The sequence below is a fragment of the Nocardioides psychrotolerans genome, assembly GCF_943371775.1.
Lineage (GTDB): Bacteria > Actinomycetota > Actinomycetes > Propionibacteriales > Nocardioidaceae > Nocardioides > Nocardioides psychrotolerans_A.
Map to the genome: position 1 here is coordinate 1 of NZ_CALRWD010000098.1, position 15663 is coordinate 15663.

Annotated in this window: 10 protein-coding genes; 8 read left to right on the plus strand and 2 right to left on the minus strand. The window is 72.3% G+C overall.

Going from position 1 to position 15663, the window contains the following annotated elements; all coding sequences use genetic code 11:
• Positions 1-50 precede the first annotated feature (50 nt).
• Positions 51-1766 carry an aminotransferase class V-fold PLP-dependent enzyme gene (locus tag AAG827_RS20095; RefSeq protein WP_341927991.1) on the minus strand — a complete coding sequence of 572 codons (1716 nt, stop codon included), beginning with the start codon at positions 1764-1766 and terminating at the stop codon, positions 51-53.
• Positions 1767-1856: 90 nt separating this feature from the next.
• Entirely contained in the window at positions 1857-3599 is a 1743-nt protein-coding gene (locus AAG827_RS20100) for a SpoIVB peptidase S55 domain-containing protein (protein WP_341927992.1), read from the minus strand.
• A gap of 129 nt (positions 3600-3728) precedes the next feature.
• Here AAG827_RS20100 and pepN point away from each other — a divergent pair, with 129 nt between their 5' ends.
• The 8 genes from pepN to AAG827_RS20140 all read left to right on the plus strand — a co-directional run bounded on the left by pepN (position 3729) and on the right by AAG827_RS20140 (position 15625).
• Positions 3729-6185 carry an aminopeptidase N gene (gene pepN, locus AAG827_RS20105; RefSeq protein ID WP_341927993.1) on the plus strand — a complete coding sequence of 819 codons (2457 nt, stop codon included), beginning with the start codon at positions 3729-3731 and terminating at the stop codon, positions 6183-6185.
• Complete coding sequence (locus AAG827_RS20110) at positions 6182-7015, plus strand: formate dehydrogenase accessory sulfurtransferase FdhD (protein ID WP_341927994.1); 834 nt, start codon at positions 6182-6184, stop codon at positions 7013-7015. The genes pepN and AAG827_RS20110 overlap by 4 nt, the downstream gene beginning before the upstream one ends.
• 72 nt (positions 7016-7087) lie before the next feature.
• Positions 7088-8290 (plus strand): exonuclease SbcCD subunit D, encoded by a 1203-nt coding sequence (locus AAG827_RS20115; RefSeq protein ID WP_341927995.1) that lies wholly within the window; start codon positions 7088-7090, stop codon positions 8288-8290.
• A complete protein-coding gene (locus tag AAG827_RS20120; protein ID WP_341927996.1) occupies positions 8290-11178 on the plus strand; it encodes an SMC family ATPase in 2889 nt (962 codons plus the stop codon). The genes AAG827_RS20115 and AAG827_RS20120 overlap by 1 nt, the downstream gene beginning before the upstream one ends.
• An 85-nt stretch (positions 11179-11263) precedes the next feature.
• Positions 11264-12022 (plus strand): class I SAM-dependent methyltransferase, encoded by a 759-nt coding sequence (locus tag AAG827_RS20125; protein ID WP_341927997.1) that lies wholly within the window; start codon positions 11264-11266, stop codon positions 12020-12022.
• Between the two features lie 30 nt (positions 12023-12052).
• The gene (locus AAG827_RS20130) at positions 12053-13594 is read left to right on the plus strand and encodes a TldD/PmbA family protein (protein WP_341927998.1); all 1542 of its coding nucleotides are present in this window, start codon (positions 12053-12055) and stop codon (positions 13592-13594) included.
• Positions 13594-14988, plus strand: a complete 1395-nt coding sequence (locus AAG827_RS20135) for a TldD/PmbA family protein (RefSeq protein WP_341927999.1) — start codon at positions 13594-13596, stop codon at positions 14986-14988. The genes AAG827_RS20130 and AAG827_RS20135 overlap by 1 nt, the downstream gene beginning before the upstream one ends.
• Before the next feature lie 97 nt (positions 14989-15085).
• Entirely contained in the window at positions 15086-15625 is a 540-nt protein-coding gene (locus tag AAG827_RS20140) for a hypothetical protein (RefSeq protein WP_341928000.1), read from the plus strand.
• Positions 15626-15663: the final 38 nt, after the last annotated feature.

Sequence of the window (15663 nt, forward strand, 5' to 3'; positions counted from 1 at the left end):
CCCCCCCCCCCCCCAACCCCCGGTGACACGTCACCGACCCGAGCCGACCCTCACCGCGACAGACACACCGCCGGCAGGTCGAACCACCGCAGGTGCTCGAAGTCGGGGCTGACGTTGCCGGGGTGGCCGGCGAGGTCGGGACCGACGGCGGCGTGGAGCAGCGCCGCGCCGTCGCGCAGGTGGTCCGCGAGGAGCTCGACTCCCCCGGTGGCGGTGTTGGTGGGCATGGAGGCCACACCGCCGGCGTAGGACACGTCGCGGAGCGAGAGCGGCGGCATGACCAGCCCGTCGCGGTGCCGCCACAGTCCGGTGGTGGTGTCGAAGGTGTAGTCGCCCAGCAGCTTCCACCCCTCGCGCGCCACCAGGCGGACGGCGTCGACGACGTAGTCGGCGACCTCGTCGGCCACGAAGTAGTTGAAGTTGACCCGCACCCAGCCGGGCTTGATGCCCTCGCAGCCACCGGAGATCTCCCGCTCGAACTCGTGGGAGCGCTCGAGGTCGATCCCGAGCAGGCGGTGGCCGTAAGGGCCGGCGCACGAGCAGCCGCCGCGCGACTGGATGCCGAAGAGGTCGTTGAGCAGCGCCACGACGTAGTTGTGGTGCAGGTAGCGGCCCGACGGCGAGCGGAGGATGAAGGAGACGATCGAGAGCCGTTCGGCGTCGAGGTTGCCGAGGACCTCGATCGCGGGGTCGTCCTTCCAGGAGCCGATGGCTCGCGAGAGGTGTCGCTCCTCCTGCTCCCGGATGGTCTCGACCCCCACGGCCGCCTTGAGCTGGAAGACCAGGCCGGCGCGGATCGACTCGATGATCGCCGGGGTGCCGCCCTCCTCGCGGTGGGTCGGGTCGTCGAAGTAGCGGTGGTCGTCGTCGTTGACGTAGAGGACGGTCCCGCCGCCGGGCACGTCGGGCACGCGGTTGGCGAAGAGCTCGCGCCGTGCGACGAGCACGCCGGGCGTCGAGGGTCCCCCGATGAACTTGTGCGGCGACAGGAAGACCGCGTCCTTGTAGGACAGCGGGCGGGCCGCGTCGACGGCCTCCATGTCGATGTCGATGTACGGCGCCGCGGCGGCGAAGTCCCAGAAGCTCAGTGCCCCGTGCTCGTGCAGGAGCGTCGAGATCCCGGCCGTGTCGGACAGGATGCCGGTCACGTTGGATGCTGCCGAGAAGGACCCGATCTTGAGCGGGCGGTCGGCGTGCTTCTCCAGCTGCTCCCGCAGGTCGTCGGCGTCCACTCCCCCGTCGGCGTCCTGGCGGATGACCACCACGTCGGCGATCGACTCGCGCCACGGGATCTCGTTGGAGTGGTGCTCGTAGGGGCCGAGGAAGACCACGGGCCGCTCCGAAGGCGGGATGTGGTCGGTCAGGTGGTGGGCGTCCTCGAGCGCCGAGGGGATCCGCAGGCCGAGGACCCCGATGAGCTTGGCGATCGCCCCCGTGCACCCCGAGCCGGCGAAGATCACCACGGAGTCCTCGCCGCCGACCGCGCGGCGGATGATCTCGCGCGCGTCCTCGCGCAGTCGCGTGGTCTGCAGGCCGGTGCCGCTCGACTCGGTGTGGGTGTTGGCGTAGGAGGGCAGCACCTGGTCGCGGATGAAGTCCTCGATGAAGCTCAACGCCCGCCCCGAGGCCGTGTAGTCGGCGTAGGTCACCCGGCGACGGCCGTAGGGCGTCTCCATGAGGTGGTCCTCGCCGATCACCGAGTCACGGATCAGCTGGAGGAGCACGGCCTTCTCGGCGGTTGCGGCGTCGGCGTCGAGGAGGTCCATGACCCCACGATAGGCCTCGTCACGACGCCGCGGGCCGGGAGCGTGCTCCCGACCCGCGGCGTGTGCGACACATCCCCCGGAGGGGACGAGTCAGCGGACGACCACGCGCACCCGGCGGTTGCCGTTCACGACCATGTCGACCGGGCCGAGGACCTGGCTCTTCTGGATCTGGAGCTTGCGGCCGAAGATGCTCAGGTCGGCCTGGACCTCGTCGTTGCGGACCTGCTCCCGCACCGCCTTGAGGATCTTGGCGAGCGAGCTCTGGTAGGCCGCCTCGCTGTAGATGAAGTTGCCGCCGGTCATCGAGATCGATCCCCGCTGCCCGGCCGCGCGGGCCGGCACGGTGAAGGAGACCGGCACGGTGCGCTGGCCCGAAGGACCGTTGAGCACCTGGCGCAGCAGGAGCTTCTTGCCGGCGACCGCCAGTGCGGGCTCCTTGCGGCTCAGCGTCACCCACGCGCCCTGGCGGTACTGCTGGACGGCTCCGAGGGTGTACGTCGCCTTGCCGTCCGTGACGTCGCCCTCGGCCGTGGCGCTCGTGACCGTCACCCCGTCGAGCTGGCTGAGCCCGAAGAGCACGTCGGGCAGGTCGAAGCTCGACTCGTAGGTGATGTCGCGGATCGAGGTGAACCGGTCGGCGTGCTCGAGGGTGAACGGCGTGCCGTCCGCGTCGGTCCCGGTGATGGTCCAGGTCTGGCTCTCGGTGCCGCCCGTGATGCCGTCGATGACGCGGTCGTGGTTGGCGACGAGCTGGTAGAACGTCAGCTCGGCGTTGGCCAGCGGGACGGTGATGTCGGTGACGCCGGTGCGGGAGGTGTCGCCCTTGGTCAGGGTCGAGGTGACCGTCATCGCATCGGGCAGGGGCCCGTAGGTGCCCGTGATGCCGGTGAGGCGGTCGTCGGTGATCGTGCCGACGGGGGCCGCGATGTTGGCGACCTTGAAGGGCGCCCCGAGCGGTTCCTCCTGCACGTAGATGGCGTCGGCGGGGTGCATGCTCATCGTCGCGGGGCCGCTGAACTGCATCGGGTGGCCGAAGCCGACGACCCGGCCGTCGCAGACGCTGGTCGCGGTGCCGACCCCGGCCGCGGTGATGTCGCCGTAGGCGAGCGAGGAGGCGATGTTGCCGCCGGCCACGATGTCGGCGGCGGTGGGAGCAGCGGCTCCGGTGGCCTTGCCGACTGCGTAGGTGTTGCTCGTGAGGTAGGGCCGGCCGGTGGAGCTGTCGAGCCGCGAGGCGTTGACCCCCGACACTCCGAGCGGCATCGGTAGCTGGCGGAAGCCGTGCGAGGCCTCGGCCGCGGAGGCGTCGGACTCACGTGCGATGCGCTGGGCCATCGCCTTGTCGATCGTGATCCGGCCCGGGCGGGCGGTGGCGTCGAGGTAGTCGTCCATGTCCTCGAAGGGCGTGATGCCGGCGACCGGCGACGATCCGAAGGCCAGGCCGTAGGCGACGGCGCCGATCAGGCGGCCGTCGTCGGCGTAGACCGGGGATCCCGACATGCCCTGCCAGATGCCGCCGGCGGCCTGGATGGCTGGCGAGTCCAGGTCCATGATGATCATGTCGAGACCGGGAGCGATCCCGCCCTCGAGGACGCCCAGCACCTCGCCGGTGAACGGCTCGGGGGTGACCCCGGAGTCGACGGTCAGGCCTTCGACGAGCTGTCCTGCCGCCACCTCGGCGACCGGGAAGACGGCGGTGCAGTCGCCCGCGGGCTCGGCCGATGTGGCGGGCCCGGTCGCGGTGACACCGACGAGCATCCCCGTGGTCGTGGCGAGGGCCGCGAGCGAGAGGGCACGGTGACGACCCGGACGGCGATGACTGGTGAGCGGCATGGTGGTGCCTTCCTCCCGAGAGAGGGACGCATGGGGCGTCCCGTGTGACCTCTACGACGCACCAGCATCACGGTTGGTTGCTCCGGTGGCCCCCCTTCTTCGTGAAACCTTCGCAACTAGGGTGATCTGGTGACGACCAAGAGCCAGAGCCTGCAGCACACCGAGGCCCAGGAGCGCCGACGCCTCCTCGCCGTGACGTCCTACGACGTGCGCCTCGACCTCGCCTCCGACGACGCCACCTTCGGGTCGGTGACCACGGTGCGCTTCACCAGCGAGGGGGGTCCGACGTTCCTCGACCTCAAGCCGGTGAGCGTCTCCTCGATCACCCTCGACGGGCGCCCCGTCGACCGTGACCTGCTCGACCGGGGCCGGCTGCCGCTGGACACGACGCCCGGCGAGCACGAGCTCGTCGTCGATGCGACGATGCGCTTCCGCAACGACGGGGAGGGGCTGCACCGCAGCGTCGACCCGGCCGACGGCAAGCACTACGTCTACGGGATGTCCTTCATGGACGCAGCTCCCAGCATCTTCGCCTGCTTCGACCAGCCCGACCTCAAGGCGCCCTACACCTTCCACGTGCGTGCGCCCGAGGACTGGGTGGTCGTCGGCAACGGCGCGGCCAGCAACCCCGAGCCCGGTGTCTGGGAGCTGGCGACGACGCAGCCCCTCTCGACCTACTTCGTCACCCTGGTCGCCGGGCCCTACCACCTGGTCCGCGACGAGCACGACGGCATCCCGCTCGGGCTGAGCGCCCGCGCCAGCATCGCCGGCGACCTGGACAAGGACGCCGACGAGCTCTTCACGATGACCAAGCAGTGCTTCGACGAGTTCCACCGGCTCTTCGGGATCCGCTACCCGTTCGGCGACTACCACCAGGCCTTCGTGCCGGAGTTCAACGCCGGCGCGATGGAGAACCCCGGCTGCGTGACCTTCCGCGACCCGCTGATCTTCAGCTCCCGCGTCACCCGCGGCGCGCGGGTCAACCGCGCGACCACGGTCGCCCACGAGATGGCGCACCAGTGGTTCGGCAACATCGTCACGCCCGCGTGGTGGGACGACCTGTGGCTCAACGAGTCCTTCGCCGAATACATGGGCAACCGCGTCACCGCCGACGTCACCCAGTACGACGACGCGTGGGTCCACCAGGCCTATGCCCGCCGTCAGTGGGGGCTCACCGCCGACCAGCGGCCCAGCACCCACCCGGTGGCCGGCAACGGGGCCGTCGACGCGACGGCCGCGCTGCAGGACTTCGACGGCATCTCCTACGCCAAGGGCTCGAGCATCCTCAAGCAGCTCAACGCCCGTCTCGGCGACGAGGTCTTCTTCGCCGGCGTCATCGACCACTTCACCACGCACCGCTTCGGCAACGCCACGATGCACGACCTCTTCACCAGCTGGGAGAAGGCCGGCGCCGGCGATCTGTCCGGCTTCACGTCGAGCTGGCTGCGCACGGCCGGCCCCGACACGGTGAGCCTGGACCGGTCGGCCGGCGTGCTCCGTCGTACTCCCCCGGCCGACCACCCCGCCGACCGCGCGCACCGGCTGCGGATCGCGACCGCCGCCGAGGGCACCTGGAGCACGGCCGAGGTCACGCTCGAGGGCCCGGAGACGCCGGTGTCCGTCGGTGACGCACCGGTGGTCATCGACCCCTACGAGGACAGCTGGGGTGTCTTCCTGCCCGACGCGGTCACGGTGCGGGCCCTCAAGACGCTCCTGCCCTCCATCACCGACAGCGCGCTGCTCGCGGCGTCCTGGAACTCGGTGCGCAGCGCCTTCCACCAGGCCGCGATCGACCCCGCCGACGTCGTCGACCTGCTCGAGGCGCGACTGCCGATCGAGGACACCGAGTTCACCGCCCGCCACACCCTGCCGTGGGTCTTCTCCACCGTCGTCCCGCTGGCCGGCGCCGACGCGCTCCCCCGCATCCACGCCGCAGCCCTCGCCCGGCTCCGGGCAGCCGAGGCGGGCTCCGAGTCCCAGCTCGCGGCCTTCCGCACGGCGATCACGGCGAGCACCTCGTCCGACGAGCTGCGAGCATGGCTCACGCAGGACCTGCCGGCCGGCCTCGAGCGCGATCTCGACCTCCGGTGGCGGATCCTGGTCCGGCTGGCCGCCCTGGGCGCGACCGACGCCGCGGAGCTCGACGCGGCTCTCGCCGAGGAGCCCACCGGGGTCTCGCGCGTCGAGCACTCCCGGGCGCGGGCCTCGCTGCCGACCACCGAGGCCAAGGAGTTCGCCTGGGCCCGCTTCACCGGTGAGGTGGACGTCGCCAACTACGAGCTCGTCGCCGCGGGTGCGGGCATGTGGCGCGGTGGGCAGGACGAGCTGACAGCGCCCTACGTCGCCCGCTACTTCGACGAGCTGCCCGCCACCGTCGCGGTGCGCAGCGGCTGGGTGCTGGCCGAGGCGGCCGAGGCGTTCTTCCCGCTCGGGGCCCTCAGCGACGACACCCTCGCCCGCACCCGGACGTTGCTCGCGCAGGACGGGCTCGACCTGTCGTTGCGGCGACGGGTCGTCGACCAGGCCGACGAGCTCGAGCGTCGGCTCGCGGTGCGTGCCGCCTTCGCGACCGGCGGACCGGCATGAGCGAGCGGCCGCGTCGGCCCGGCCCCTCGGTGCGGACCCGGGTCGAGGAGCTCACCGATGACGGGGTGAAGCGCCGCGAGGACCGCCTCGTCACCGAGGAGCCGCTGGAGATCCGCCTCGCGTGGCCAGGCTCCCCCGCGCGGCGGGTCTGGGTGACGATGCGGACGCCCGGCCACGACTTCGAGCTGGCCGCCGGGTGGCTGCGCCACGAGAGCCTGATCGGCGACCAGCACATCTCCGGTGTCGCCTACTGCACCGATGTCGACCTCGAGCCCGAGCAGGAGTTCAACGTCGTCACGGTGACCTTGTCGGCTCCGCCGCTCCACGACCCCGGCCACCGCCACGAGACCCAGTCGACCGGCTCGTCGGCCTGCGGCGTCTGCGGCAAGGACAGCGTGTCCGCGGCGCTCGCGGTGACCCCTGCGGCGCGGTGGGGTGGCGCGCTGCCCGAGCCGTCCGTCGTACGACGGCTGCCGGAGGTGCTGCGCACCCAGCAACAGGTCTTCGACCGGACCGGCGGCGTGCACGCGGCCGGGCTCTTCACCGCCGAGGGGGCTGCTCTCGTCGTGCGGGAGGACGTCGGGCGTCACAACGCCGTCGACAAGGTGACCGGGGCCCGGCTGCTCGCCGGGTCCTCCCCCGCCGAGGCCTGCCTGGTCGTCAGCGGGCGGGCCGGCTTCGAGCTGGTGCAGAAGGCGATCGCGGCCGGCGTCGGTGCTCTCGCGGCGGTCGGCGCCCCCACGAGCCTGTCGGTCGACCTCGCCCGCGAGGCCGGGCTGACCCTCTACGGCTTCACGTCCGAGGGCCGCACGGTGCGCTACAGCGGGTGAGCCGCCCCACGTCGTCGGAGGTCCCCGGCGTGGGTGCACCAGGGTGTCGGTGGGCGCCTCTAGGTTCGACGTGTGCGCATCCTCCACACCTCTGACTGGCACCTCGGCCGGTCCTTCCACCGCGAGGGGATGCTCGCGCACCAGGCCACCTACCTCGACCACCTGCTGGAGGTCGTGGAGTCCGAGCGGGTCGACCTCGTGGTCGTCTCGGGCGACATCTACGACCGGGCCCTGCCGCCGGTCGACGCGGTGCTCCTGGCCGACGACGCCCTCGTGCGGCTCGCCGCCTCGCGTGCCTCCGTCGTGCTCACCAGCGGCAACCACGACTCCGCCCGCCGCCTGGGCTTCAGCTCGCGGCTGATCGACGCCGCGGGTGTGCACATCCGCACCGACGCCTCGGGCGTGGGCACCCCGGTCGTCCTGCACGACGAGCACGGTGCGGTGGCGGTCTACGGCCTGCCCTACCTCGACCCCGCGGCACTCGTCGAGCCGTGGTCGCTGTCCGCCCGCTCGCACGAGGCGGCCCTCACCACCGCGATGGGTCGGGTCCGGGCCGACCTGGCGAAGCGCCCTGGGATGCGCTCGGTGGTGATGGCGCACGCCTTCGTCGCCGGGGCCCAGCCCAGCGACTCCGAGCGCGACATCTCCGTCGGCGGCGTCTCGATGGTGCCCACGTCGGTCTTCGACGGCATCGACTACACCGCGCTCGGCCACCTCCACGGCCGCCACACGCTCACGGAGCGGGTCCGCTACAGCGGCTCACCCTTGGCCTACTCGTTCTCCGAGGCCGACCACCTCAAGGGCTCCTGGCTGGTCGAGCTCGACGCGGACGGCTTCACTGGGACCCACTTCCTGGAGGCCCCGGTGCCGCGAGCGGTTGCGCGGCTCTCCGGTGACCTCGAGACGCTCCTGAGCGACCCGGGCCTGCGTCACCACGAGCAGTCCTTCGTCGAGGTCACGCTCACCGACACGGCGCGCCCGAGCCGGGCGATGGATCGGCTGCGCCAGCGTTTCCCGCACACGTTGGTCCTGCGCTTCGCGGCCTCGGCGCCCCGCCTCGGCTCGCTCCCCGCGTCGCAGACCCACGCGCGCTCCGACCGCGACATCGCCCTTGACTTCATGACCGACATGCGCGGCGGGCAGCCCGACGAGTCCGAGACGACCCTGCTCTGGAGCGCGGTCGACGCGTGCTGCGACGACTCCGACGTCGACACGCTCCTGTCCGACCGTGACGACGCGGGCACCGACGACGAGCAGTCGGAGGAGGTGGACTGATGCGGCTGCACCACCTCGAGGTCACCGCGTTCGGACCCTTCGCCGACACGGTCCGCGTCGACTTTGACGAGCTGTCCGACGCCGGTCTCTTCCTCCTCTCGGGAGCCACCGGTGCCGGCAAGACGAGCGTCCTCGACGCCGTCTGCTTCGCGCTCTTCGGCGACGTCCCGGGTGACCGCAACGCCGCCAGACGACTGCGCTCCGACCAGGCCGAGCCTGGGGTCGCCCCGCGGGTCCTACTCGAGGCCACCCTGGGGGCGCGTCGCTTCCGCATCGAGCGCTCACCGCTCTGGGAGCGCCCCAAGCTGCGCGGCGAGGGCACCACGACGCAGCAGTCGTCGGTCACCCTCACCGAGCGGGTCGACGGCGAGTGGCGCCACCTGTCCAGTCGCCTCGACGAGACCGGGCACCTCGTCAGCCACCTCGTCGGCATGAACGTCACCCAGTTCACCCAGGTCGCCATGCTCCCCCAGGGGCGCTTCCAGACCTTCCTGCGCTCCCGCTCCGAGGACCGCCACGCCGTCCTTCAGCAGCTCTTCCGCACCGGCCGCTTCGCCGACGTGGAGCGCTGGCTGCGCGACCGGCGCGTCCGGTTGCGCCGGGCCGGCGACGAGGCGCACCAGCGGGTGGCCGACCTGGTGAGCCGCGTCAGCGAGACGGCGGAGAGCCCGCTCCCCGGTGACTGGGACATCCGCGACCTGACGCTGCCGGCCGCCGATGGGCAGCTCGGCGCCTGGGCCGACGCCCTCCACGACGACGCCACCCGGTCACTCGTGGAGGGGCGAGCCGCGGCGGCCGGGGCCGGCGAGGCCGAGGCCACCGTGCGTGCGAGCCTCGACGAGGCGCGCGCCCTGCACCAGCGGGTGGCGGGCCACCGCGCCGCCCGGGTCGAGCACGACCGCCTCGTCGCAGCGGCCGACGAGATGGCCGACGCCGTCAGGCGCGTCTCCCTCGCCCAGCGCGCCTCCGGGGTCGCGCCGCTGCTCCGGCTGTGCGACCAGGCACGCGACCAGCGGGACCGCCTCGCCGCAGACGTCGACCTCCTCGAGGTCCGTGACCGGGCCCACGTGGCCGCCCGGGTCGAGTCGTCGCTCGACGAGGCAGCCCGCGTCCGCGCGCTGCGACCTGCCGCAGCCCGCCTGGCGGAGGCGACGACCGAGCTGGGTGGCTGGCACCAGCGTCAGGCCGAGGTCACCCGCGAGACCCACGAGCTGCGTCTGCAGTCGCGCCTGGCGGCGATCGACGCACAGGTCCGCCTGCTGCGCGAGCACCGCTCGGTCTCGCACCGCATCGACGTCGCCCGCACCGCCTGGCACACCGCGCGGGAGACCGCGCTGAGTCTCCACGAGTCGCTGCTGTCATTGCGCGAGGCCCGGTTGGACTCCATGGCCGGCGAGATCGCTCTGGCTTTGGCCGTCGGAGCGTGCTGCCCGGTGTGCGGCTCGGCCGAGCACCCCCACAAGGCGAGGCCCGCGGCCGACGCCCCGGACGCTGCGGCCGAGAAGGCCGCCCTGCGCGCCGTCGACGACGCCAAGGCCACCGAGCACCTGCGCGACCTCGAGGTCCGCGACCTCGTGGCCGCCCGCGACCGGCTCACCGACGCCCTCACCGACGCCCTCACCGGTGCCTCAGGCGAGGTCACGCTCGACGAGCTCCAGTCGCAGCGGGCCGACGTCGAGGCCGAGCTGGCTCCCCTGGCAGCCAGCCGCGGTGGCCGAGCCGGAGCGAGCAGGCCCCCCGACCCCGCCCAGCTCGACGAGCAGCTGCGCGCGCTCGACCGCCGCTCCGCCGAGGCCGCAGCCCGCATCGACGGTCTCACCACCGAGTGCGCCGAGCTGCGCGCCACCCTCGACGAGGCCCTCCAGGGCACCGACTGCCGTGACCTGGACACCCTGCTCGCCACCCACGAGGCGCAGCTCGCGTCCGACCGCGCCACCCTGGGCGCGTTGGACGCGCTCGCTGCCGCCGGCTCGGCCCACGACGAGGCGCGGGGGGCTCTCGAGCGCGCCAGCGCCGAGGCGGGGTTCGACTCTCCCAAGGTGGCGGCCGCGGCGGTGCTTCCGGACGCGGAGGTCGAGCGACTGACCCGCGCCGTCCGCACCCACGAGCAACGGCTCGCCGCCGTGCGAGAGGTCCTCGGCGCCCCGGGTGCCGATGAGCTCGCCATGGTGCCGCCACCCGACCTGCCACCGCTGGTCCGAGCCCACGCCGACGCCCTCGCCGCCCTGGCCCGCACCCGCGGCAAGGTCGAGCACCTGGATCTCCGGGTGACCCGCCTGGCGGCGCTGCGCACCCAGCTCGACAGCGCCCTCCAGGCGTGGGCACCCCTGCGCGAGGACCTCGAGGTGACCGTGCGGCTGGCGGCGTTCGTGGAGGGCAAGGCCCCCGACAACCGGCTCAAGATGCGGCTCTCCGCCTACGTCCTGGCCTACCGCCTCGGCCAGGTCGTCGCGGCCGCCAACCAGCGGCTGGCCTCGATGAGCGACCAGCGCTACTCGTTGGTCCACACCGGAGACCGCGGCGCGGGCGAGACCCGTGGTGGTCTGAGCCTCCTGGTCCGCGACGACTGGTCGGGTGAGACCCGCGACCCCGCCACGTTGTCCGGCGGCGAGACGTTCGTGGTGTCGTTGGCCCTGGCGCTCGGCCTCGCCGACGTCATCACCCACGAGGTCGGTGGCGCGGCGCTCGACACCCTGTTCGTCGACGAGGGCTTCGGCTCGCTCGACGCCGACACCCTCGACGACGTCATGGACACGCTCGACGCGCTGCGCGACGGTGGTCGCGTGGTGGGCGTGGTCAGCCACGTCGCCGAGCTCCGCGACCGCATCCCCACCCAGCTGGTCGTCACCAAGTCGCGGTCGGGTTCCACCGTGGCGCTGCGCCGCTGACACCAGTCCGCTCACACGGGTCCGCTCACACGGGTCCGCTCACACGGGTCTGGTCAGGCACGGCCGCGAGGTCTACGTTCGGCTCATGTCCTTCGTGGTGCCACCGGACGCCTATGCCCGGTTCATGGGGCGGTTCTCGGTGCCGCTGGGGCCGACGTTCGCGGACTTCATCGGTCCGGTGGCAGGCCAGCGCGTGCTCGACGTGGGGAGCGGGCCGGGTGCACTGACGACCGAGCTGGTGCGGCGCCTCGGGGTCGACGCGGTCAGTGCCGTCGACCCTTCGCCTCCGTTCGTCGCGGGCCTCGCAGAGCGTCTGCCGGGGGTGGACGTGCGACCTGCCTCGGCAGAGGACCTGCCCTTTGCGGACGGCGCGTTCGACGCGACCGTCGCGCAGCTGGTCGTGCACTTCATGAGCGACCCGGTCGCCGGCCTCCGCGAGATGGCGCGCGTGACCCGACCGGACGGTGTCGTCGCCGCCTGCGTCTGGGACCACGACGGAGGACGGAGCCCGCTCAGCCTCTGCTGGCAGGCCGCGCAGCAGCTGAGCCCCGGCGCCACCGCCGAGGACGGGCTGCCTGGTGCCCGGCAGGGGCATCTCGAGGAGCTGGCGACGCTCGCCGGCCTGCGTGATGTCGTGAGCGGAGACCTGCGCGTCGACGTCACCTTCGACGACGCGGACGACTGGTGGGAGCCCTACACCTTCGGGGTCGGACCGCTCGGCGAGCACGTCGCGGGACTGGACGAGGCCGGACGCGCAGCCCTGCGTGAGCGGTGCTTCGAGCTGCTGGGGCCTGCGCCCTTCACGATCTCCGCGCATGCCTGGGCCGTGCGCGCGCGTCGCTGAGGGACGGGCCTCTTCGGATAGGTTCGCTGCATGAGTGGACTCCCGGGCGCACCCACGCTCGACCCGACCTTCTCCTCGCTCCCCTACCGCCACCTGGGCGACGCGGCCCTCACCCGGGCGCGCGAGCTCGGGGTGAGCCACGCGGACTTCCGCTTCGAGCGGGTCCGCTACCAGCGCGTCGCGGTGCGCGACGGGGTGCTGCAGAGCGCCAGTGACACCGAGGACCTCGGCTTCGCCGTGCGGGTCATCCACCACGGTGCCTGGGGCTTCGCCGCCGGGATCGCGCTCACGCCGGAGGAGGCGGTCCGGGTCGCCGAGACGGCCGTCTCCGTCGCCGTCGTCGCGGCAGCCATGACCAGCACGCCCGTGGAGCTCGCGGCCGAGCCGGTCCACGACGACGTCACCTGGGTGTCGTCCTACGTCACCAACCCGCTCGAGGTGCCCGTGGCCGAGAAGGCGGCGCTGCTCGTCGACTGGACCGAGCGGCTCCGCACGGGCGCGGCGGTCGACCACGCGTCGGCGTACGCCCTGCAGGTGCAGGAGAACAAGTACTACGCCGACCTGCACGGCACCCGCACCACGCAGCAGCGGGTGCGGCTCCAGCCCGGATTCGAGGCCATGGGGGCGGGGGCCGACACCTTTGACTCCATGTCGTCCATCGCCCCGCCGGTCGGGCGCGGCTGGGAGTACCTCACCGACGGCAGCCACGACTGGGACGAGGAGATCGAGCAGGTGCCCGAGCTGCTCGCCGAGAAGCTCAAGGCGCCCAGCGTCGAGGCCGGTGACTACGACCTGGTCATCCACCCCTCCAACCTCTGGCTGACGATCCACGAGTCGATCGGGCACGCCACCGAGCTCGACCGGGCCCTGGGCTACGAAGCCAACTACGCCGGCACGTCGTTCGCGACCTACGACAAGCTCGGCACGCTGCACTACGGCTCACCGGTCATGAACGTCACCGGTGACCGCACCGTCGAGCACGGGCTGGCGACCATCGGCTACGACGACGAGGGCGTGCAGACCCAGTCGTGGGACATCGTGCGCGACGGGGTGCTCGTGGGCTACCAGCTCGACCGGTCCATGGGCCACATGAAGCCCGAGCTGGCCGGGCCCGACCACCCGGCGGGTCGCTCCAACGGCTGCGCCTACGCCGACTCCCCCGGTCACATCCCGATCCAGCGCATGGCCAACGTGTCGCTCCAGCCGGCTCCCGACGGGCCCTCCACCGAGGAGCTGATCGGCCGCGTCGACCGAGGTCTCTACGTGGTCGGCGACAAGTCGTGGTCGATCGACATGCAGCGCTTCAACTTCCAGTTCACCGGGCAGCGGTTCTACACGATCAAGGACGGCGAGCTCGTCGGCCAGGTGCGCGATGTCGCCTACCAGGCCACCACGACGGACTTCTGGGGCTCGATGGAGGCGGTGGGCGGACCCCAGACCTGGGAGCTCGGCGGAGCGTTCAACTGCGGCAAGGCCCAGCCGGGCCAGGTGGCCTCGGTGAGCCACGGCTGCCCGACCTCGCTCTTCCGCGGCGTCCGCATCCTCAACACCCTCGACGAGGCAGGCCACTGATGACGATCCCGACCACGCCCCAGTCCCTGGTCGACCAGGCCGTCGCCGTCTCCACGGCCGACGACTGCGTCGTCATCGTGCGTGACCACACCAGCGCCAACCTGCGGTGGGCCAACAACACCCTCACCACCAACGGCGTGATGCACGGCGTCTCGGTCACGGTGATCTCCTTCATCCGCTCCGGCGACGGAGTGGCCACAGGCTCGGTGAGCGGCAGCGCGAGCACGCAGGCCCAGGTGACCGCTCTCGTCGAGGCGGCGGACGCGGCCGCCCGGCTGTCGTCGCCGGCCGAGGACGCCGCCGACCTGGTGCGTGACCGCGTCTCCCCCGACTGGGACGAGCAGGCGGTGCCCACCGACATCCACGTCTACGACACCTTCGCCCCGGCCCTCGGCGAGGCGTTCGGCCGGGCCTCCTGCGCCGACCGGGTGCTCTACGGCTTCGTCAACCACGAGGTCGCCACGACCTACCTCGGCTCGACCACGGGCCTGCGGCTGCGCCACGTCCAGCCGACCGGTCACTACGCCTGCACCGGCAAGACCGCCGACCTGCGCGAGAGCGCCTGGGTCGGCGGCGCGACGCGCGACTTCGCCGACGTCGACGCCCTCGCCATGGAGGCGACCGTCGCGCGGCGGCTCGGGTGGGGCTCGCGCCGCGTCGACCTGCCGGCCGGGCGCTACGACACGATCCTGCCCCCGACCGCCGTCGCCGACCTGATGATCGACGCCTACTGGTACGCCGGCGCCCGGGTCGCCTGGGAGGGCCAGTCGGTCTACAGCCAGCGCGGGGTCGGCACGCGGATCGGTCAGCAGATCACCTCGCCCGGCGTCCACCTCTACTCCGACCCGTCGTACGACGGCCTCCAGTGCGCGCCGTTCGCCCTCGCGGGCGCGTCGGGCAACGAGTCCTCGGTCTTCGACAACGGCCTGCCCCTGGAGCGCACCGACTGGATCCGCGACGGCGAGCTCACCTCGCTGCTCCAGACCCGCCACTCGGCGGCGATGACCAGCCAGCCGGTCACCCCGGCGGTCGACAACCTGGTGCTCGAGGTCGACGGCGGCGCCGGCTCGATCGAGGACCTCGTGGCCGGCACCGAGCGGGGGCTGTTGCTGACCTGCCTGTGGTACATCCGCGAGGTCGACCCGCAGTCGCTGCTCCTGACCGGGCTGACCCGCGACGGCGTCTACCTCGTCGAGGGCGGTGAGATCGTCGGGTCGGTCAACAACTTCCGCTTCAACGAGAGCCCGATCGACCTGCTGCGCCGCTTCTCGCACGCGTCGGCGACGGTGCCGAGCTTCAGCCGCGAGTGGGGCGACGACTACTTCTCGCGCACCGCGACCCCCGCGCTGCGCGTGCCCGACTTCAACATGTCGAGCGTGTCGCAGGCGATGTAGGGCCGGTCTGGACCGCCTCGCCGGCGGTTGCAACCGTCGACGGGGCATCGGCGTCTTGGACCTGTTCACCCTTCGACAGATCCAGGAGCACCGCACCATGCGCACCACCGTCACGACCCTCGCCCTCACCACCCTGATCGGGCTCGGGACCATCGGCACCGCCACGGCCCACCCCGCCGAGACGTCCGAGGCAGCCGAGCAGGCCCGCACCGCACCGGTCCGCGAGAAGGGCATCGTCCTCGAGTGCACCGGCCGGGCCGACGGCCTCTCGGCCTACGTCAACCTCTACGAGAACGACGCCTACACCCACTACCTCCAGGTCCGGCTCGACGACGACCCGTCGCTCTCGAGGTCACGCGAGCCGCGCGACATCCTGCGCGGCACCGACGTCCGCACATCGCTGCTGATCGACGGGCTCCGAGCGCGCGTGACGGGAACGGCCACGAAGGTCGGCCCCAAGAAGCACGTCCACCAGGAGGTCGACGACGCCGGGCAGCACGTCGTGATGGACGGCTTTCACCGCCGCCTCGCCCACGAGCTGACGCTCACCTACGACGGCACCACGGTCCCGCTCCGATGCGCCCCGGCCTTCGCCTACGTGCTGAACGTGACGAAGACCGACACCACCGGCGACTGAGCCACCCACCCCGCGTCGGCGCGATGGTGCAATCCGTG